Raw genomic sequence first — 19,728 nt, forward strand, 5'->3', positions numbered from 1 at the left:
TTCTCACTGGACAGCCTGGATCTTTGCGACCAGGTCTTTCATTTCGGGCGTGGTGACAAAGCGGTCGTACACGGGCTTCATCGCGCCCTGGAAAGACGCCTTGTCCACTTCGACGATCTGCGACCCTGCCTTCTCGACGACTGCGCGCGATTTCTGCTCGCGCTCGTCCCACAGCTTGCGCATATAGGGCACGGACTCACGCGCAGCTTCGCGCAAGATCTTCTGGTCTTCGGCCGGCAGCTTGTCCCATTGCCGTTTTGAGAAGATCAGGATTTCCGGTGTCATGGTGTGCTCGGTCAGCGCGTAGTTCTTGGCGACTTCGTAGTGATGCGCGCTTTCGTAGCTGGGAAAGTTGTTCTCGGCCGCGTCGACCAGCCCTGTCTTCAGTGAGGTATAGACCTCGCCCATCGGCATGGGCGTGGCGTTGCCGCCCATGGCCTCGACCATGGCCACGGACAGGTCCGATTGCTGTACGCGGATCTTTTGCCCCTTGGCGTCAGCGAGCGTTTTGATCGGCTTGTTGCGCGTGTACATCGAACGCGAGCCGCTGTCGTACCAGGCCAGCCCCACAAATCCGGCGGCTTCGCATGAGCGCAGGATCTGGTCGCCAATGTCGCTGTCCAGCACTTTGTGCAAATGGTCCTTGGAACGGAACAGGAAGGGCAGCGATGGCACGCGGGTGGTCTGGCAGATGTTGTGCATGGCCGCGCTGGATACGCGGGCCATAGCCAGCGCGCCCATCTTCACCTGCTCAATCGAATCGTCTTCGTTGCCCAACGAGCCGCCCGCGTACACCTTGATGGTGATGCGGCCGTTAGTGCGTTGTTTGACCAGTTCGCCGAACTGGCGCACGGCTTGAACGGTGGGGTAATCGTCGGGATGGATGTCCGCGGAGCGGAGCTCGGCAGCCTGGGTGGCGGGAATCAGCGTCAGCAAGGCAGCCGCCGCCAGAATGGCGCGGGTCAGGTTGGGGCGCAGCATGTCTACCTCCGGTTGGGAGTACGGCGTTTCGTTAGTGGCCGGAAACGGCCTCGAAGCTCTTCGATGTATTCAGACTGACTGGCATGGGCGCGCGACTGGCGCCGCGGTCGGGTGCTAACCGGTGCTTGCGGTTTCCTCCAGGCCCTGCGTGCCGGGGTGCAGAGCGAACACGGCGCCTTCCAGTGAATCGGGCGCGGCGTTGACGGGACGGATTGAGGTGACGAAGAGCGTGTCCATGCCAGCGCCGCCAAATGCGCACATGGCGATGCGCGCGGCGGGCACGGTGAGAGTTCGGTCCAATTGGCCGGTGGGCGTGTAGCGGTAGATGCGGCCTGCCTCGTTGCCGCAGATCCAATAGCCGCCTTCGGCGTCGACGGCGGCGCCATCAGGCCGGCCTGCGGGTAGCGCGGGGATAAAAACGCGGCGGTTGTGCGGGGTACCGGTATCGGTGTCGTAGTCGAATGCCCAGACAGTGGAGCGCGATGGGTGCGAATCAGACAGGTACATCGTCTTTCCGTCGGGGCTGAACGCCATGCCGTTGGGAACGACCAGATCATCCAGCAACACGGTCAAAGCCTGGGCGCCGTAGCGGTACAGGCGGCCGGCCGGCGCTGCCAGGCTCATATCCATGACCATGGTGCCCGCCAAAAGACGGCCCTGGCGATCACAACGTCCATCGTTAAAGCGCATGCCGGGGGCGCTGTGCGCCACGCTGCACAGGCGTTTTGGAATGCACGGCGCGCCGGCTTGCAGTGCATCGCAGGCATAGATGCCGTCTTCCATGGCCAATAACCAGCCCGCTCCCCGCATGGCGATGCAGCCGGCCATCTGGGGCAATTCCCATTGCGTGGTGGCGTTGCTTGAGGGATGCCAGCGCCACAGTGCGCGACCGGGAATGTCTGTCCAATAGAAGGCTTGGTCAGCGGCGCGCCAGACCGGGCTTTCTCCAACGCCGCACAACAAGGTCCCAATACGTTCGGCGGTCGCGGTCATGAGTTTGGCTCAGGCGGAAGGAAAGGGGAACGGGCCGGCTTTCACAAACGCGCCTCCCTGGTAGCGGGCGGCTGGGTCATCCGCTGGCAATGGCGCTTGCGCTTCGACTTGGGCGCGAAAGCGTTCCGAAGAATCTTTGGGCGCAAAGCCCAGCACGGCGGCCGCATGGTTGTCCCACCAGCTGTCGCGGTTGGCGGACGCGCCGTACACAATCAAGTGGCCGACTTGCGGCGTGAATAGCGACCGCGTCACCAGATCGGTCAGGTCGTCGTAGCTGAGCCAGGTGACCATCATGCGGCGGTCTTTGGGCTCCGGGAACGACGAACCGATGCGCAGGCAAACGGTTTCGATGCCATAGCGGTCGAAGTAAAAGCGGGACAAGTGTTCGCCGTAGGCTTTGCTCAGTCCGTAATAACCGTCTGGCCGCAGCGGCACGTCTGCATCCAGCTGCTGCCCTTGTTCGTAGAAACCGATGACGTGGTTGGAGCTTGCGAATACAACGCGGCGCACGCCATGGATGCGCGCGGCCTCGTACAGGTTGTAGATGCCCTGGATGTTGGCCGGCAGTATTTCTTCAAATGGACGTTCTACCGATACGCCGCCCAGGTGCACAATCGCGTCCACATCCTGGACCAGCCTGGATACCTCGGCGGCGTTGGCCAGATTGCAGGGAATGGCTTCTTCGCCCGAGGCCGCAGGCGCCAGGGCCGCTACGTCCGATACGCGCAGCACGTCGGCATGGGCCTTCAGACGCGGGCGCAGCACTAGTCCCAGGTTGCCCGCAGCGCCGGTCAATAACAAACGATGACAGCGGGCGGATGTGGGCAAGTTATTGACAGTTCGGCTCATGACGCAACGCTCAGTAATGGCGCGGTGGGAGTGGACTTATCTGGTACGTTATCGTACAACTTGACCAAAGTATAATGAGCGCCAATTTTGAGCGTCAAGCTCTATGCAACCGCCTTCGGATAATCCCTGATGAACGCTCCTGTCGATACCCCTGTTTTGCCGCAGCGTCGTCCCCGGAACCTGGCCCAAGGTTTGGTCGAGAGCATTTCGGAACGCATCCGCAGCGGTGATATCCGTCCTGGCGACAAGCTGCCGACCGAGTCCGAGATCATGCGTCAGTTTGGCGTCAGCCGGACCGTAGTGCGTGAAGCGCTGTCCCGTCTGCAAGCATCGGGATTGGTGGAAACGCATCATGGCGTGGGCACGTATGCGCTTGAGCCCAGCGGCAGCGGAGACTTCCGCGTAGACCCGGCCGACATCGCCACGGTGCGAGATGTGTTGGTGTTGCTGGAACTGCGCATCTGCCTGGAAAGCGAGGCTGCTGGCCTGGCAGCGACCCGTCGCAGTGAAACGCAACTGCAAGATATGCGCCGTGCGCTCGACCTGTTCAAAATCGCATTGGAGACTGGCGGCGACACGATTACGCCAGATTTTCAGTTCCATCTGCTGGTGGCGCAATCCACCGACAATCGTTACTTTGCAGACCTGATGTCGCATCTTGGGTCGGCGATCATTCCGCGCACGCGCATCAATTCCGCCAAGTTCGCGCACGAAGACCGCGCGGCCTATCTGGCGCGTGTGAACCTGGAGCATGAAGACATCTACAGCGCCATCGTGCGTCAAGATGCCGAGTCAGCCCGCGCGGCCATGCGCACCCACCTGAGCAATAGCCGCGAACGTCTGCGGCGCGCGCAGTAGGCAGCCGTCAGGGCGTCTGATGGCGCCCAAGCGTGGAATAAGTTGTCGTACAACGTTTGGTCCGCCGCTCTGCGCAAGTGATAGACGCAAAACCGCGTTAACCTTGGCCCGTTTTCATTTTCGGACGACGAGGCGGCATGGTTCTGCTCGGCACACTTAGCGGCATTCTTTCATCACGGCAGGCGACGCTTCGCCAGCGGAGGGCCGCCTCATGCGCCGCCTGACAGTACGATTTATTCTCGCCATCCTGGCGCTGCTGACGCTATCGCGGCTGGGCCTTTCGTTCTGGATGTGGGACCGCGTCGAAGCCGCCGGCGGCTTGTGGCCGGTGCTGTTCGGCGGCCTGCGCATTGATGTCTGCCTGCTGTCGATGGTGATTGCGCTGCCCGCGCTGTTGTCGCCATGGTTCGGCCACCGCCCGCTGGCTGCCCGCATCACTGCCTGGTGGTTCCGTATCTGGTGGATGCTGTATGTGCTGCTGGAAGTCTCCACGCCCCAGTTCATCGCCGAATACGACACGCGCCCGAACCGTCTCTATTTCATCTACCTGCTGAACCCGAAGGAAGTGGGCTCGATGCTGTGGCAGGGATACAAGGGCGTGCTCCTGGCGGCCTTTGTGGTGCTGGTGGTGGCGGCATGGATGGCGTTCAAGCTGTTTCCCACGCGGACTCGTGATCCGTTCATGTCCTGGTGGAAGCGGCCAATCGTGTCGATCCTGATCGCGGCCGTGGTGTTTCTGGGCGCGCGCGGCACACTCGAACACCGGCCCATCAATCCCGCCAAGGTGGCATTCAGCTCGGATTCCATGGTCAATTCGCTGGCGCTGAATTCGCTCTACAGCGTGTTCGACGCAGCCTATCGCATGCGTGACGAGCGCTCGTCGGCAGCCATGTATCCCAGCATGCCGGTTGACCGGATGAATACCATCGTGCGTGAAAAGGCCGGCCTGACCGGCGCGCCGCTGGATGCGCGTTACCCCAGCCTGCACGAACAAAAGGCCACGGTACGGCGCGATAAACCGCTGAACGTGGTGATCATTCTGCAAGAGAGTCTGGGCGCTCAATATGTGGGCAGCCTGGGCGGCCGCGACCTCACCCCGAACATCGACAAGCTGTCCAAGGAAGGCTGGATGTTCCATCGCGCCTACGCGACGGGCACCCGTTCGGTGCGCGGCATCGAGGCAGTGACTGCGGGCTTCTTGCCCAGCGTAGCGGATGCCGTAGTAAAGCTGCCGCGTTCGCAAACCGGCTTCTTCACATTGGCGCAGGTACTGGGTAAACACGGCTACCACTCGCGCTTTGTGTATGGCGGCGAGTCCCACTTCGACAACATGCGCGCCTTCTTCCTGGGCAACGGCTTCAACGAAGTCATAGACCGCCCGAAATTCGTCGACCCCGTATTCGAGGGATCATGGGGCGCTTCGGACGAAGACATGTTCAACCAGGTAGACCGCCTGCTGCGCGCCGACGGCGACAAACCCGTCTTCACGCTCGCATTCTCCGTCACCAACCACTCGCCTTGGGAATATCCCGAAGGACGCATCAAACCCGTAGGCGACCCCGCCAGCGTGGACAACACCGTCCGCTATGCGGATTGGGCGCTAGGCCAGTTCTTCGAAAAAGCGAAACAAGCCCCCTACTGGGACAACACCGTCTTCCTGGTAATCGCCGACCACGATTCCCGCGTATACGGCTCAATCCCCGTGCCGGTACGCCACTTCCAGATCCCCGCGCTGCTGCTCGGCGCAGGCATAACGCCGCGCCAGGATGACCGCCTGGTCAGCCAAATCGACATGGGACCGACGCTGCTGTCATTGATCGGGCTGGACAACGTGAACCCGATGCTAGGGGCAGACCTGACCCAACGCGATCCCAACCGCGCGATGATGCAGTACGCCGACAATTTCGGATATCTGCAAGGCGACAAACTGCTGGTCTTGGAACCCGCAAAAGCACCCCGAGAATTCCGCTACGAAGCAGCCCCCGTTGGACGCGACGAGGTCTACACGCCAATCGAACCTGCAGATCCCGTGCTAACCGAAGAAGCACTGGCGCACGCGCTTTGGGCAAGCTGGGCTTACCGCGAAGGAAAATACCGGTTGCCGTAAATTCCTGAGCTTTGGGGGCTGGTGTTCAAGCCCACGACAAGGTGGTGTGAGCTTTATGGAGCAAGGCGGCAATGGCGAAAACCACCGCCGCGTCCAGCCAAGCATTCCAAACCAAGGACCGTCACCACAAGAACCGATGGGCGGCGTAAGCCGCCCATCGCTTTCCCCCCCACCTGGGAAGGCGGTTCAAACAAACTTCCAAACATTCGCGAAGCGATCATCGCCCCGACGCACCCGAACGCGTAAGCCGATAGCGCGCCGCCCGGGCGGCCGCAGAGGCGGGCAACGCAAACTTCGTCAGTAACAAGCGCCCTAGCAGCGCACCGGCTTAAGACAGCGACAGCCCCTCGACGCGGGCGACGTGGCTGCGAGCAACCTCGATGCGCCCGAGGGAATCTGAAGGGAGCCGAAGGCGGACGAAGATGACGATGGGGCAGTCCGGAGCGAACGCTCCGGACCGCAATCGTGGGCGCGAGCAGTCACGGCGCTCGCGGCGAGGGGCGGCCTACGCACCCCTGTTTTCAGCCAACGTCAAAGCCAAAGCGAACCCCCAACGTAGCCCCCCGTTCTACCGCACGCCCCTAGGTCGCCAACAAACCTTAAACCCGCGCCGGCAACACCACCCCCGACGCCTCCCCAAACCCAATCCTCGGATACCCCGCCTTCACACACTCCGCCCGCATGATGATCTGGTCGCCATCCTGCAGGAACGTGCGCTTCTCACCCCACGGCAGATCGATAGGCGTCTTGCCCCCATTGCTCAACTCCAGCAGCGAACCCGCCTCAAACGCTTGCGGACCAGACAGCGTGCCCGTGCCCAGCATATCGCCCGGTTGCAGGTTGCAGCCATTCACCGTGTGATGCGTAATCAGTTGCGCCACGTTCCAATACGCATCGCGGAAATTGCTGCGCGACATCGACAGCGGAGGCTGCTTGGCGTTGCGTGATTGTTCAGTCGTCAGCAGAACCTCCAGCTGCACATCGTAGGCGCCCTTCGCGCGGTTGGCGTCTGACGCCAGATACGGCATGGGTTGAGGTTCCGACGGACCGCGGTTCCACTGCGTGCGGAACGGCTCCAGCGCTTCCATCGTCACGATCCACGGCGAAATGGTGGAAGCGAAATTCTTGGACAGGAAGGGGCCCAGGGGCTGGTATTCCCAAGCCTGAATATCGCGGGCGGACCAGTCGTTCAAAATGCACAGACCAAATACGTGAGCGTCGGCATCGGCAAGTCCGATACGGTCGCCTTGCGCATTGCCCGTACCGACGAAGATGCCCAATTCCAACTCATAGTCCAGGCGTGCGCAGGGACCGAATTGCGGCGCCTCGCCTTCGTTGGCGGGGCGGGTTTGGCCAACGGGGCGGGGAAACTTCTGGTCCACGCCGATGCTGGAAGCGCGGCCGTGATAGCCGATCGGCACCCACTTGTAGTTGGGCAGCAGCGGGTTATCAGGACGGAACTGCTTGCCCACTGCTGTTGCGTGGTGCACCGAGATATAGAAGTCGGTGTAGTCGCCAATGCGGGCGGGCGTCGTGTATTCCGCGTCGGCTTGCGGAACCAGCAGCGGTTCGACGGTGGCGCGCAGCGCAGCGCCTTCACGCAGTGCGCGCGACAGCGCCAGGCGCAGGGCGCTCCAATGGGCCTGGCCCTGGGCCATCAAAGCGTTCAGGCTGTCGCCGGCGCAGGTGGCCAGCGCATCGGCTGCCAGACCGTCAAACGGATGTTTCGCAGCAAGCGCTGCCAGGTCCAGGATCTGATCGCCGATCGCCACGCCGGGGCGGAACGACTCTTGCGAACCCTTGCGGCGGAAGGCGCCGTAAGGCAGGTTCTGCACCGGAAAATCGGACGTGCCGCTGTTGGCGCTGACAATCCAGCTCTTCAAGGACGGATCGTGAGTTTCGTTGATCGTTGTGGTCATGGCTGCGTGTCTCTTTAATGGGGTGTTTGGGGCTGGCGTCTGAGGGGTCAGAACGCCGGAAAATTCAAAAGCCAAACGGCGATGAGCTTGCGCTCATCGCCGCGGGCATGGAAAAGCCGGGGTATCGGCGTCACGCCTTCTTGGGATCGAAGTGCTTTGCGATTCCTTGCCAGCACCGGTAATAGTCGCCCTGCAATTCTACCGAGGCCATCGCTTGTTCGGTCGGACGGATGACGCGCCGCGTTTCGAACATGAATGCCATGGTGTCACGAATGTAGTGCGCCGTATGCGTATCCGCGTGCGAGGCCTTTTCGAAGGTCTCGGCGTCAGGGCCGTGGCCGCTCATGCAGTTGTGCAGGCTCGCGCCGCCGGGTGCGAAGCCATCGGCTTTCGCGTCGTACACGCCCTGGATCAGCCCCATGAACTCGCTGGCGATGTTGCGATGGAACCAGGGCGGACGGAAGGTATTTTCCATAGCCAGGATGCGCGGCGGGAAAATCGCGAAATCCATGTTGGCCGTGCCCGGGGTGTCGGACGGCGCCGTCAGCACCGTAAAAATCGAAGGGTCCGGATGGTCGTAGCTGATCGAACCGATGGTGTTGAAGTTGCGCAGGTCGTACTTGTACGGCGCGTGCGTGCCATGCCAGGCCACGACGTTCAGCGGCGAATGGTCAATGGCAGCGCGCCAGAAACCGCCCGTGAATTTGGCGATCAATTCAAAGTCGCCTTCGATGTCTTCGTACCAGGCGACCGGGCTCTTGAAGTCGCGGGCGTTGGCCAGACAATTGGAACCGATGGGGCCGAGTTCCGGCAAACGCATCGCGGCGCCGAAGTTCTCAAGCATGTAGCCGCGCGCGGCGCCATCCAGCAGTTCAACACTGAAACGCACGCCGCGTGGAATCACGGCGATCTCCAGCGGTTCCAGATCGATCAGACCCAGCTCGGTTGCCAGACGCAGGCGGCCTTCTTGCGGAACCAGCAGCAGTTCGCCATCCGCGTTATAGAAATAGCGGCCTTGCATGGAACGGTTGGCGGCGTACATATGGATCGCCACGCCACCCTGTTCGTCGGGTCCGCCGTTGCCGCCCCAGGTCTTCACGCCTTCCAGAAAATCGGTCGGGGCCGCCGGAATCGGCATCGGGCTCCAGCGCAACTGGTTCGGCGTGACCGGACCGTGGCCGAAGGTGCTTTCCCAGCCAGCGGCGCCGCCAAATGGCTCAAAGGGTTTGTGCTGGGCGCCCGGACGGATGCGATACAGCCACGAGCGGCGATTCTCGCTGCGGGGGGCGGTGAAGGCCGTGCCGGACAGCTGCTCGGCATACAGGCCATATGGGCATTGCTGCGGCGAATTGCGGCCGGACGGCAATGCGCCGGGCAAGGCTTCAGTGGCGCATTCGTTACCGAAGCCAGTTTGATAGCGCAGTTCCATGGAATCCTCCGAAAGTGGCGGCGCGGTGCTTGGCCGCGCGTTCGATATAGGTTGGCGTGTCCGGGAAACCCGGCGCCGATTCGCTATTGTCGGAAAAAACCCCCACTACGGCTACGGGAATGCAAAAATAGCGACTATAAATTTTGTGAATAGTAGGGGGCATCATGGCCGAGCTGCGCAATGTCGATCTGAATCTGCTGATTCTGTTCCAGCACCTGCTGGAAGATCGAAACCTGTCGGCCGTGGCGCGGCGGCTGGATTTGTCGCAACCAGCGGTCAGCAATGCGCTGCGCCGTTTGCGCGAGGCCTTTGGTGACGAGTTGTTCGTGCGCACCGCGCAGGGCATGCTGCCCACGCCGCGCGCGCAGCGGCTGGCGGGCCCCGTCAGCGAAGCCTTGACGATGTTGTCGCAGGCCTTGCAGGATCAGGACGTGTTCGACGCTGCCACCAGCAGCCGGCGGTTCCGCGTTGCGATGACGGACGTGGGCGAAATCCATTTCATGCCGCGCTTGATGGAAGTTTGTGTGCAAGTGGCGCCGCACGTGCGCATCGATTCGGTCCGGGTGCAAGGGCCGGATCTGCCGCGCGAGATGGAAGCCGGCCGGGTCGATCTTGCCATCGGCGCGTTTGATGAGATAGGTGCAGGCACGCTGCAACGCATGCTGTTTCGCCAGGGGTATGCGACCTTGTTCCGGCAGGCGCATCCGACGGCGCATGCGGGCATGAGCCTCAAGGCGTTCCGGGCGGAACGCCATCTGATCGTCTCGCGTGCCGCGCCCTATGGGCAGGTGAACCAGTCAATGGAGCGCGCGGGTGTTGATCTGGCGGAGCATTTCAGCGTGCCGCACTTTTCAGCGGTGCCCTACATCGTGAGTGCCACGGACCTGCTGGCGACAGTCCCCGAAAAACTCGCCGCCAGCGCTGCGCCGCATTTCGGGCTGCGCTTTCTGACTCCACCGGTCAAAGTCCCAGCGCTGCAAACGAACATGTATTGGCAACGCCGGGTAGACCGCGACAGCGGCAATCAATGGCTGCGGTCGCTCATCGTATATACCTTTGGCGTCGGCTCGTAGGATGGGTTCGCGCGTTCGAGATTTCCGTTTTCCTGCCGGTTCTCTCTCGCGCTACACCCAGCCTACGTATTCACGACCGATGCACGTGCCTGTTGCAACGCTTCGCGCAGCAGAGCCACGTCGCCCAGATGGTTGGCCAGCAACAGAATCAGTGCCGCGTTCAGCTCTTGGCTTTGCTCGTTCGTCAGGTCGCGATGGGTTTCAATCAGCGCTTCGTAGAAGTCGTCCGGTGAACTCAGATTGGTTTCGGTAATCAGCATGGTGGTTAGCCCTTGGCGTTCAGGCGCGGCCAATGGCGCGGTTGACGGCATTGGTGACGGCATCGCTATTGACGGTGCGCCAGCGTGCGGCGATGTGTTGGTCGGGACGGATCAGGTAGGCTGTTCCAGCCTGCGCGTCGTAACGCTTGGCAAGGCAACCCTCGCTGTCCTTCACGACAGGCACATCCGCAGGCAGCGCGGTCAAATCGCACTGCGCTGCGGCCACCAGCACGATCTTGACGGGAACCGGTGACAGACGCAGCGCTTGCAGCGCAGACAATGTGTCCGCGCCTGGCAGCGTATCGCCGCAGAACACAGCCAACACAAAGCCGCCATCCAGCTGTGCCATCCACCAGTCATTCTGTCCATGGCAGTCGACCGGCGCGTCCAGCGCGACAGCGCCCGGCACCATGCGGCCAAGGAACGCGTCGGCGTCGGGGGTATTCAAGGGTGACGCTGCGTAGGTCGCGGGCAACGACAAGCGCCCGCTATTGACCAGCGACCGCGCGAACGGATGCGTCTTGGCCAGGTTCAGCACCGCATTGCGGAAGCTGCGGCTGATGTCGCTTTTGGGGGTAATGAAGTCGGTGGCGCGCGACGAATTCAGGATGTTCTCGTCAGCGGCGAATTCGCGCTCGGCGCTGTAGCTGTCGATCAGCGTCTCTGGCGCCAGTCCGGCCAGCACCAGCTTCAATTTCCAGGCGAGGTTCTCCGCATCTTGCACGCCGCTGTTGGCGCCGCGGGCGCCAAACGGCGATACGCGGTGCGCGGAGTCGCCCGCGAACACCACGCGGCCATGGCGGAATTTATCCATGCGTTCGCACGCAAAGGTGTAGACGCTGACCCATTCCAGATCGAACTGCGCGTCGGGGCCCAGCAGGGCGCGGATGCGCGGCAGCACGTTCTCGGGTTTAACGGCTTCAACGGGATCGGCATTCCAGCCCAGCTGGAAGTCAATACGCCAGACGTTGTCCGGCTGCCGATGCAGCAGCACGGATTGGTTCGGATGGAAGGGCGGATCAAACCAGAACCAGCGTTCGGTCGGGAAGTCGGCCTTCATTTTCACATCGGCAATCAGGAAGCGGTCACGGAAAATGCGGCCGTGGCTTTCTTGTCCGATCAGCTTGCGCACGGGCGACCGGGCGCCATCGCAGGCGACGAGCCAATCGGCGTGCAAGGTGTATGAACCTTCCGGCGTCTCGATGCTGAGTTCCACGCCGTCATCGGCCTGGGTCACGCCCGCGACTTTGTTCTTCCAGCGCAGATCGATATTGGATTCTTGGCGCGCCTGCTCGTACAGGTAGCCTTCTGCGTAGTACTGCTGCAGATTGATGAAGGCGGGGCGGCGGTGGCCAGGCTCAGGCAGCAGATCAAAGCGCCACACTTCCTGTTCGCGGAAGAACACCTTGCCCACGTTCCACGACACGCCTTTGTCGATCATGCGTTGGCCGACGCCGAGACGGTCCCAGATTTCGAGTGTGCGTTTGGAAAAGCAGATGGCCCGCGATCCGCTGGACAAACGGTAATCGTCATCCAGCACCACCACGCGCACGCCCTGGCGGGCGAGGTCCAGCGCGGTAGTCAGGCCGACGGGGCCAGCGCCCACGACGACGACCTGATGGCGCGGCTGCGCCGTGGCGCTTTGGTCCGCGTGTTTTTCATAGGCGAACTCCATCGCCTGAAAGTCGATGTCTCCCACGGTTGTCTCCTGTGTGGGTCATTTTGTTTTTATGTCCCGACGTCGCGCGCCGTCATGCAACGCGCGATCACCGGTTAGTGCGTGGCTAGGGTCAGGCAGCCTTGCGGCCGCCTCGCGACATCAGCCTTCCAGTTGCGCCCACATTTCCAGGTCGCGCTTGTCGGTCCAGATGCGCGGGTCGGTGTGGCCCATGGCTTCGTCATAGGCACGCGACACGTCAAACGGCATGCAGTGGTCGAAGATCACCCAGTCGCTGTAACGCGGCTTCATGAAGTCATAGACCTCGCGGTAGATGGTCTTCAAGTCCTTGCCTTCGGCTACGCCGCGATTCACGGCGCCGTACAGATCCGTCAGGAAGGCGCGGGTGCCGGCCAGGCCTTGGCGGACCTCGGTTGCGTCCTTCAGGGCCGGGCCGCGGCCGGGAACCATCTTTTCGGCTTCAAAGCTGGACAGCGCGTCCAGCGTCGTGGGCCAGTCGCGGAAGTAGGCGTCGCCGCAGTAGGGGGTCGATTGATATTCGACCAGATCGCCGGCGAACAGAATTTTCTGTTCCGGCAACCAGGCGATAGTGTCGCCCTTGGTGTGGCCACGGCCCACTTGCAACAGTTTGACTTCCAGGTTGCCCAGGTTGACGGTCATCTCGCCCTTGAACGTCATCGTCGGCCAGACCAGGCCCGGCGGAATCGATTCGGCGTTGCGGAACAGGCGGGGGAAGCGGCCGATTTCGCTGGCCTTGTCCTGCTCGCCGCGTTCGACGATCAGGTCGTAGGTGTCGCGGCTGGCCAGGATTTCCTGAGCGTTGTAGGCGGACGCGCCGAACACGCGGACGGCGTGGTAGTGCGACAGCAGGATGTATTTGATCGGCTTGTCGGTGACTTCGCGGATGCGGCGGATCACATCTTGGGCCATGACCGGGGTGGCCTGGGTGTCGATGACCATGACGGCCTCGTCGCCGATGATCACGCCCGTGTTGGGGTCGCCTTCAGCCGTGTAGGCGTAGGCGTTGTCGGACAGTTTTTCAAACGAGACGACTTTGTCGTCCATGTCGGCGTGCGACGCGAATTGCTTGCTCATGGAGGCTCCTTCCACTGTTCTAGGAATAGGTGTGTGGAAGGAATATAGCGTGACGTTAGTGTTTGTGCAATACGTTTGCTATAAACGAATGCCCTTGTTTTTACAGGGATTTCCCGGGGGTTTACGGGCCGTTGGACTGCCTTTTTGACTCAGTTTCTTTGACATTTCGGGCAGTAATACGTAGCGCGCTGGCCCTGAACAAAGCGTCGGATCGGGGTGGCGCAGACGCGGCAGGGCAGCCCTTCGCGTTCATAGACCGCCGCGTGGATTTCAAAGTACGCGCCCGGTTCGCCGGTGGCGCCCACGTAGTCGCGCAAGGTGCTGCCGCCCGAGTTCAGCGCGTCTGCCAAGGTGGCGCGCACCATGTCGGCCAGCCGGTCGCAACGGGCAGGCGACAACTTATTGGCCGGCGTCTTGGGATTGATGCGCGCCCGGAACAAGCACTCCGATGCGTAAATATTGCCCACGCCAACGACAGCCATGCCGGCCAGCAGCACTTGCTTGATGGCGGCGCTGTGGTTTTTAAAGTGCCGATGCAGCCAAGCGCCATCAAAGCGTGGATCGAAGGGTTCGATGCCCAGCTTGGCCAGCAGCGGGTGGGTATCAATGGGGCCGTCGGCCTCCGGGTGCCACAGCACGGCGCCGAATCGCCGGGGATCATGCAGCCGCAGCACGGCCTGGTCGAAAATCCATTCGACGTGGTCGTGCTTGCGCAGGAATTCGCCGGGAGCAACGCTGCGCAGCGACCCGGACATGCCCAGATGCACAATCTGGGTGCCGTGTTCAAATCGCAGCAGCAAATATTTGCCCCGGCGGGCGCATTCCAGCACGGCCCGGCCGCCGATCAGGTCGGGCAGGTCAGGCGGGATGGGCCACCGCATGCGGGATTCATGGACAACCAGGCGCGTCAGCGTCCGGCCGGTGATGACAGCGTCGATTCCTCGACGGGTAGTTTCGACTTCAGGCAGTTCCGGCATGAGCCAGTGTAAGATCATCAATTGCGTGTACGAAGATTGTGCCATCAACCGGACGGGCCGCGTGAAGTCGTCTTTCAAACAAATGAATATCGGGATCGCCGCGCTGGCGCTTGCGCTGGCAACAGGTTTTGCGCTGCCGGCCCAGGCGGCCGACAGCCGGACGCGTGATGCGACCGGGCCGCGTATGGCCCCGCAGAACCGCCAGCCTGAAACAGAGGTGATCCGCCTGCGTCCAGGGCAACTACCTTATGTCTCGCTGACCGCAGACATCTTCTATCGCGTACTCGCGTCGGAGATCGCCGCTCAGCGGGGCATGTACGGAACGGCAGCGACCACCATGGTTGGGCTTGCCCGGGACACGGGCGACCCCCGTCTGGCCCGCCGCGGCCTGGAATTCCAATTGGCGGGCGGCAATCTGGCCGGAGCGCTGGAAGCCTCGCGCGTCTGGGCACGGCTGTCGCCCAACGACGTCGAGGCGAGTTCCACTGAGCTCGCGTTGGCTGCCGCCAATGGGCAGACCAAAGGGTTGGCTCAGGCGCTGCGCAACCGGATTGACGCGTCGCGCGACAAACCGGCGGCGATCGGCCAGGCTCTGGCAGTCCTCAGCCGCCTGAACGACCGCCGTTTGGCTCTGCGCATTCTTGATGAGTCCTTGAGCGACAGCGTGCGCAAACTGCCGGCCGCCCATTTGGCGCTGGCCGACGTGGCTTCCGCCGCGGGCGACTACGAACGCGCCGCGCAGGAAGCCCGCGCCGCGCTTGCGGCCGACCCCAAGTCCGAACCCGCCGCCCAGCGCGTGCTGGAATACGGTTCCAAGGTGGACCCGCAGCGCGCCCAGACCGAAGCGCGCGCCTTCATCAACCGCAATCCCAGCGCCCGCAAGGTGCGCTTGATGCTGGCCGGCCAATTGGCTGACAGCGGCGACTACAACGGCGCGCTGGCGGAATTGCAGGCCATGTCGCGCCGTTCGCCGGAAGATTTCGACCTGCTCTTCATGCAGGCCCAACTGGCATACAAGGCAGGTCAACTGCCCCAGGCCAAGACGCTGCTTCAGCAGTACCTGGACGTGCAGACCCAGCGCCAACGGGCAACCGTGCCGGGCGCCACGGATGCCGGGGCTGCTGCCGCCGATGCGCATGTGCTGTTGGCCCGTATCGCCGAGGACCAAGGCAATTTCGACGAAGCCATCAACGAACTCGGCCGCATTGATGACCCGACCCTGCGCTATTCCGTGCGCATGCGTCAGGCCGCGTTGCGCGCCAAGAGCGGCCGCGTCGACGACGCGCTCGCCATGATTGACGCCGCAGGCCCTCAGGATGAAGAAGAGCGCACTCTGGGCGTGCTGACCAAGGCGCAGATCCTGCGCGACGCCGATCGCGTGGGCCAGGCTGTGACCACGCTGGAAGCCGCCGACAAGGCCTTGCCCGACACGGTCGAGATCAAATACGAACTGGCAATGTTGTACGAGCGTCAGAATCGTCTGGCCGATCTCGAACGTATGCTGCGCCAGGTCATTGCGCTAGATCCGGAACATGCGCACGCCTACAACGCGCTGGGGTACACGCTGGCTGATCACAATCAGCGTCTGCCCGAAGCGCTGGACCTGATCACGCAGGCGCTGGAACTCTCGCCCAATGATCCCTTCATCCTGGATAGCATGGGATGGGTCAAGTTCCGCATGGGTGAATCTGAATCCGCCGCGCAGTATCTGCGCCGTGCCTACAGCGTGCGCCCGGAAGCCGACATTGCCGCCCACTTGGCCGAAGTGCTGTGGACTCAAGGTAAGCGTGATCAGGCAACTGAGCTGCTGCGTGCCGCACTGATGAAAGATCCCAAGAACAAGACCGTCCTGGACGTTGTGAAGCGCCTGGGGGTTGGTCTGTGAGGGCAGGGCTGCAAGGCGTGCGCAATATCCCGGCTGTAATGCGCTGGGCGTTGATGGCAATGCTGGCCTTTGCGCTGGCGGCTTGCACGACCACGCCCAAGCCGATCGAGGGCGCGAGCCCCGACGCGTTTTCCCGCATTGGCCGCTTCGCCATCACGGTTAACGAAGAAAGCGGCAAGCAAAATGCGGTGCAAGGCGGCTTTTCGTGGTCGGACGATGGGCGGCGCTACATATTGGATCTGACGAACCCCCTGGGTTCAACGGAAGCCCGCGTGGAAGGGCAGCCCGGCGCGGCCAGCCTGACCAAGGCGGACGGCACGCGTCTGGTAGCCGATAACCCCGACGCCTTGGCCGAAGACGCCTTTGGCAGCAGCATGCCGGTCTCTGGTCTGCGTGACTGGCTGCGCGGCAAGCTGCCAGCAGAGCCTGAGGCGTCGGAAGTGTCGCGCGATGAGCTCGGCCGCCCCGCCGCGTTCGAGCAAGGCGGCTGGCGCGTCAGACTGTCACGCTACGACGTCTTGGGGCCGCAACTTCTGGTTCTGGAACGCCAGGAGCCGGGCCGCCGCATCATGGTGCGGCTGGTCGTCAACCAATCCTGATAGTTCTGTTGATGCCGGGCCCGAGCGGGCCCGGCATCAACACGTCTGGCGCCGCATCGCTAGAATGAGGGCTTGTCCCGCACTGGTTGTCTTTCGTGACTCTGTATGACGTCCCCGCTCCCGCCAAGCTGAATCTGTTTCTGCACGTTGTGGGCCGCCGCGCCGACGGCTATCACTTGCTGCAAACGGTCTTTCGCTTTATTGATCTGTGCGACACCCTGCACTTTGATTTGCGCACCGACGGCGTCATCAGCCGGGCTGCGGAGCTGCCCGGTGTATCCGAAGCCGATGATCTGACCCTACGCGCGGCCCGAGCCTTGCAGCAAGCCACGGGAACGCGCCAAGGCGTGCAGATCGGGCTGGAAAAGCGCATTCCGCAAGGCGGGGGATTAGGCGGCGGGTCCAGCGATGCCGCCACGGTGCTGATCGCATTGAACAAAATGTGGGCTACGGGGCTATCCCGCCAGGAACTCATGGCGCTAGCGTTGCCGCTGGGCGCGGATGTGCCGGTCTTTGTGTTTGGGCAGTCGGCATTTGCAGAAGGCGTCGGTGAAGATCTGACTGCCGTGACGCTCCCTGATCGCGCTTATCTGGTGGCGCAGCCGGACATAAGCGTGCCGACAGTAGGAATATTTTCAGCACCCGATTTGACAAGGGATACTTCTTCCATCACAATAGCGGACTTTCTTGCTTCGCCTAATTTTTGCTTTGGCAAAAATGATTTGGAGCCGGTAGTTCACCGCCTTTATCCTGAAGTTTTAAGGGCCGCGCGGTGGCTTGCTGAGCAGGGCATACCTGTTCGCATGTCGGGATCTGGTGCATGTTTATTCACCGAGTTTTCCGAACTTTCCGAAGCCGTTTTGGCAAAAGCAGAAATATCCGCTATAATGCGCGGCGCTGTTGAAACAAACAGCACAACGCATCCAGGGTTTCGGTTAGTGCAGGCTTGTACTGGTTTAACTGAACATCCGTTGCGGAATTGGATTGCAAGATAGTTGGGGAGTCGCCAAGCTGGTTAAGGCACCGGATTTTGATTCCGGCATGCGAAGGTTCGAATCCTTCTTCCCCAGCCAACCGAATACATACAAAAGCTGTTGAACACGCCTGTAAGACACTGGCCCGGGTTCAGCAGCTTTTTTATTTTCCGGGTCCGTTGTTGCATTACCGTGCACCACCCTCGCATCATCTCGTTAGTGTCTTAAAACGACCATCGCATCATCCATCATGGCAAACGATAGCTTCATGATCTTCACGGGCACGGCCAACACTCGGCTGGCCGTGGACGTAGTCAACCACCTCGATATGTCCCTGGGCAAGATGACCGTCGGTCGCTTCTCGGACGGCGAAGTGATGGTCGAAATCAACGAGAACGTGCGTGGCAAGGACGTCTTCGTCCTGCAGCCCACCTGTGCTCCTACCAATGACAACCTGATGGAAATCATGGTGATGGTCGATGCACTGCGCCGCGCTTCGGCCGGCCGCATCACCGCCGCGATTCCCTATTTTGGCTATGCCCGCCAAGACCGCCGCCCGCGTTCGGCGCGCGTGGCCATCTCGGCCAAGGTTGTGGCCAACATGTTGCAAGTGGCTGGCGTTGACCGCGTCCTGACGATGGACCTGCACGCTGACCAGATCCAGGGCTTTTTCGATATCCCCGTGGATAACATCTACGCCGGTCCGATCTTGCTGGGCGACATCTGGCGCCGCAATTTCTCGAACCTGGTCGTGGTGTCTCCGGACATCGGCGGCGTGGTTCGCGCTCGTGCGCTGGCCAAGCAGCTGGAAGCCGATCTGGCCATCATCGACAAGCGCCGTCCGCGCGCCAACGTGTCGGAAGTGATGAACATCATCGGTGAAGTCGACGGCCGCACCTGCATCATCATGGACGATATGGTCGACACCGCTGGCACGCTGTGCAAGGCGGCCCAGGCTTTGAAGGACCGCGGCGCCGGCGCCGTTTACGCCTATTGCACGCACCCCGTGCTGTCGGGCGGCGCCATTGACCGCATTGAAGCGTCGGAACTGGACGAACTGGTCGTCACCGACACGATTCCGCTCTCCGAGCAAGGCCAGGCCAGCGGCAAAATCCGCCAGCTGTCGTGCGCCGCGCTGCTGGGCGAGACCATTCTGCGTATTTCCAACGCGGAATCGGTCAGCTCGCTGTTTGTCGACTGACGCTTTTCGCGTCGGCCGGTCACAGCCAACCCTATTTTTGCACCTTGCTGGTCGCGGCAAGGCGCAAGCAACACGGCGCGCATGTTGCGCGCCGTGCCTTTAAGCGGTGAAGCCTCTTCACCCTATTGTTTTTGGAGTTATCCATGAAATTCATCGCCACTGCGCGTAGCGTCCAGGGATCGAGTGCGAGCCGCCGCCTGCGCATCGCCGGCCGCGTTCCCGCCATTGTTTATGGTGGTACGGCTGCCCCCCTGAATATCGAACTCGACCACAACGAGATCTACCACGCGCTGCGTAAGGAAGAATTCCACGCATCGATCCTGCAAATGCAGCTCGAAGGCGCCAAGGAAGAACAAGTTCTGCTGCGTTCGGTTCAATGGCACGCCTACAAGCAACAAGTCCTGCACGTTGACTTCCAGCGCGTTGACGCCAACCAAGCCCTGCGTACCAAGGTGCCGCTGCACTTTGTGAACGCTGAAATCTCGCCGGCCGTGAAGCTGTCGGGCGCCATCATCAGCCACGTGACCACCGAACTGGAAATCACCTGCCTGCCGAAGGCTCTGCCCCAGTTCATCGAAGTCGACCTGACCAACATCCTGGCTGGCGCTTCGATCCACCTGGCTGACATCAAGCTGCCCATGGGCGTGACGTACGTCCCCCACGGTGGTGAAGACAACCCGCTGCTGGCTGCCGCCATCGTCAAGGGTGGCGCTGCCGCCGACGAAGCCGACGCCGCTCCGGCTGCTCCCGCCGCCTAAGTTCTGCCGGAAAGCCCTTGGGCTTTCCTGCGGCTTATGCTCGAAACCCTGCGTGTGCATTTGCATGCGCAGGGTTTTTTGGTTTAAACACC

Annotated in this window: 17 protein-coding genes and 1 tRNA gene; 9 read left to right on the forward strand and 9 right to left on the reverse strand. The window is 61.9% G+C overall.

Annotated features, from left to right (window positions below; translation table 11 throughout):
• Nucleotides 1–3: 3 nt before the first annotated feature.
• From RAS12_RS26465 to RAS12_RS26475, 3 genes are all read right to left on the reverse strand, one after another.
• Nucleotides 4–981: a TRAP transporter substrate-binding protein gene (locus RAS12_RS26465; RefSeq protein WP_306942973.1), complete on the reverse strand. Its 978-nt coding sequence runs from the start codon at nt 979–981 to the stop codon at nt 4–6.
• A 114-nt stretch (nt 982–1,095) separates the two neighbouring features.
• Entirely contained in the window at nt 1,096–1,974 is an 879-nt protein-coding gene (locus RAS12_RS26470; RefSeq protein WP_306942975.1) for an SMP-30/gluconolactonase/LRE family protein, read from the reverse strand.
• 9 nt (nt 1,975–1,983) lie between these two features.
• Entirely contained in the window at nt 1,984–2,823 is an 840-nt protein-coding gene (locus RAS12_RS26475) for an NAD-dependent epimerase/dehydratase family protein (protein WP_306942977.1), read from the reverse strand.
• Between the two features lie 129 nt (nt 2,824–2,952).
• Between RAS12_RS26475 and RAS12_RS26480 the strand changes: the two genes are divergently transcribed.
• Entirely contained in the window at nt 2,953–3,681 is a 729-nt protein-coding gene (locus RAS12_RS26480) for a FadR/GntR family transcriptional regulator (protein ID WP_306942978.1), read from the forward strand.
• 211 nt (nt 3,682–3,892) lie between these two features.
• Complete coding sequence (locus RAS12_RS26485; RefSeq protein WP_306942980.1) at nt 3,893–5,788, forward strand: LTA synthase family protein; 1,896 nt, start codon at nt 3,893–3,895, stop codon at nt 5,786–5,788.
• 599 nt (nt 5,789–6,387) lie between these two features.
• Here RAS12_RS26485 and fahA read toward each other — a convergent pair.
• On the reverse strand, nt 6,388–7,707 hold the full coding sequence (gene fahA, locus RAS12_RS26490; protein WP_306942982.1) for a fumarylacetoacetase: 1,320 nt from the start codon (nt 7,705–7,707) through the stop codon (nt 6,388–6,390).
• A gap of 130 nt (nt 7,708–7,837) precedes the next feature.
• Nucleotides 7,838–9,136, reverse strand: coding sequence for a homogentisate 1,2-dioxygenase (hmgA, locus tag RAS12_RS26495; RefSeq protein WP_306942984.1), 1,299 nt, complete (start codon nt 9,134–9,136; stop codon nt 7,838–7,840).
• A 164-nt stretch (nt 9,137–9,300) separates the two neighbouring features.
• Here hmgA and RAS12_RS26500 point away from each other — a divergent pair, with 164 nt between their 5' ends.
• A complete protein-coding gene (locus RAS12_RS26500; RefSeq protein WP_306942986.1) occupies nt 9,301–10,209 on the forward strand; it encodes a LysR family transcriptional regulator in 909 nt (302 codons plus the stop codon).
• Between the two features lie 62 nt (nt 10,210–10,271).
• On the opposite strand, the gene RAS12_RS26505 is transcribed toward RAS12_RS26500, so the two are convergent.
• The 4 genes from RAS12_RS26505 to mutM all read right to left on the reverse strand — a co-directional run bounded on the left by RAS12_RS26505 (nt 10,272) and on the right by mutM (nt 14,219).
• A complete protein-coding gene (locus RAS12_RS26505; protein WP_306942988.1) occupies nt 10,272–10,469 on the reverse strand; it encodes a DUF2783 domain-containing protein in 198 nt (65 codons plus the stop codon).
• Nucleotides 10,470–10,488: 19 nt separating this feature from the next.
• A complete protein-coding gene (locus tag RAS12_RS26510; RefSeq protein ID WP_306942991.1) occupies nt 10,489–12,168 on the reverse strand; it encodes an FAD-dependent oxidoreductase in 1,680 nt (559 codons plus the stop codon).
• A 120-nt stretch (nt 12,169–12,288) separates the two neighbouring features.
• Nucleotides 12,289–13,242, reverse strand: coding sequence for an MBL fold metallo-hydrolase (locus tag RAS12_RS26515; protein ID WP_306942992.1), 954 nt, complete (start codon nt 13,240–13,242; stop codon nt 12,289–12,291).
• A gap of 149 nt (nt 13,243–13,391) precedes the next feature.
• On the reverse strand, nt 13,392–14,219 hold the full coding sequence (mutM, locus tag RAS12_RS26520) for a bifunctional DNA-formamidopyrimidine glycosylase/DNA-(apurinic or apyrimidinic site) lyase (RefSeq protein WP_306942993.1): 828 nt from the start codon (nt 14,217–14,219) through the stop codon (nt 13,392–13,394).
• Between mutM and RAS12_RS26525 the strand changes: the two genes are divergently transcribed.
• From RAS12_RS26525 to RAS12_RS26550, 6 genes are all read left to right on the forward strand, one after another.
• On the forward strand, nt 14,218–16,104 hold the full coding sequence (locus RAS12_RS26525; protein ID WP_306942995.1) for a tetratricopeptide repeat protein: 1,887 nt from the start codon (nt 14,218–14,220) through the stop codon (nt 16,102–16,104). The genes mutM and RAS12_RS26525 overlap by 2 nt on opposite strands.
• A gap of 38 nt (nt 16,105–16,142) precedes the next feature.
• A complete protein-coding gene (gene lolB, locus RAS12_RS26530) occupies nt 16,143–16,703 on the forward strand; it encodes a lipoprotein insertase outer membrane protein LolB (protein WP_306951627.1) in 561 nt (186 codons plus the stop codon).
• Nucleotides 16,704–16,798: 95 nt separating this feature from the next.
• Nucleotides 16,799–17,698 (forward strand): 4-(cytidine 5'-diphospho)-2-C-methyl-D-erythritol kinase, encoded by a 900-nt coding sequence (gene ispE / locus RAS12_RS26535; protein ID WP_306942997.1) that lies wholly within the window; start codon nt 16,799–16,801, stop codon nt 17,696–17,698.
• Nucleotide 17,699: 1 nt separating this feature from the next.
• Nucleotides 17,700–17,776 (forward strand) — tRNA-Gln (locus RAS12_RS26540).
• 151 nt (nt 17,777–17,927) lie between these two features.
• Entirely contained in the window at nt 17,928–18,878 is a 951-nt protein-coding gene (locus RAS12_RS26545) for a ribose-phosphate pyrophosphokinase (protein WP_006227587.1), read from the forward strand.
• Between the two features lie 143 nt (nt 18,879–19,021).
• Nucleotides 19,022–19,636, forward strand: coding sequence for a 50S ribosomal protein L25/general stress protein Ctc (locus RAS12_RS26550; protein WP_306943086.1), 615 nt, complete (start codon nt 19,022–19,024; stop codon nt 19,634–19,636).
• The last annotated feature ends 92 nt before the right edge of the window (nt 19,637–19,728 follow it).

This window comes from Achromobacter seleniivolatilans (genome assembly GCF_030864005.1).
Taxonomy (GTDB): domain Bacteria; phylum Pseudomonadota; class Gammaproteobacteria; order Burkholderiales; family Burkholderiaceae_B; genus Achromobacter; species Achromobacter seleniivolatilans.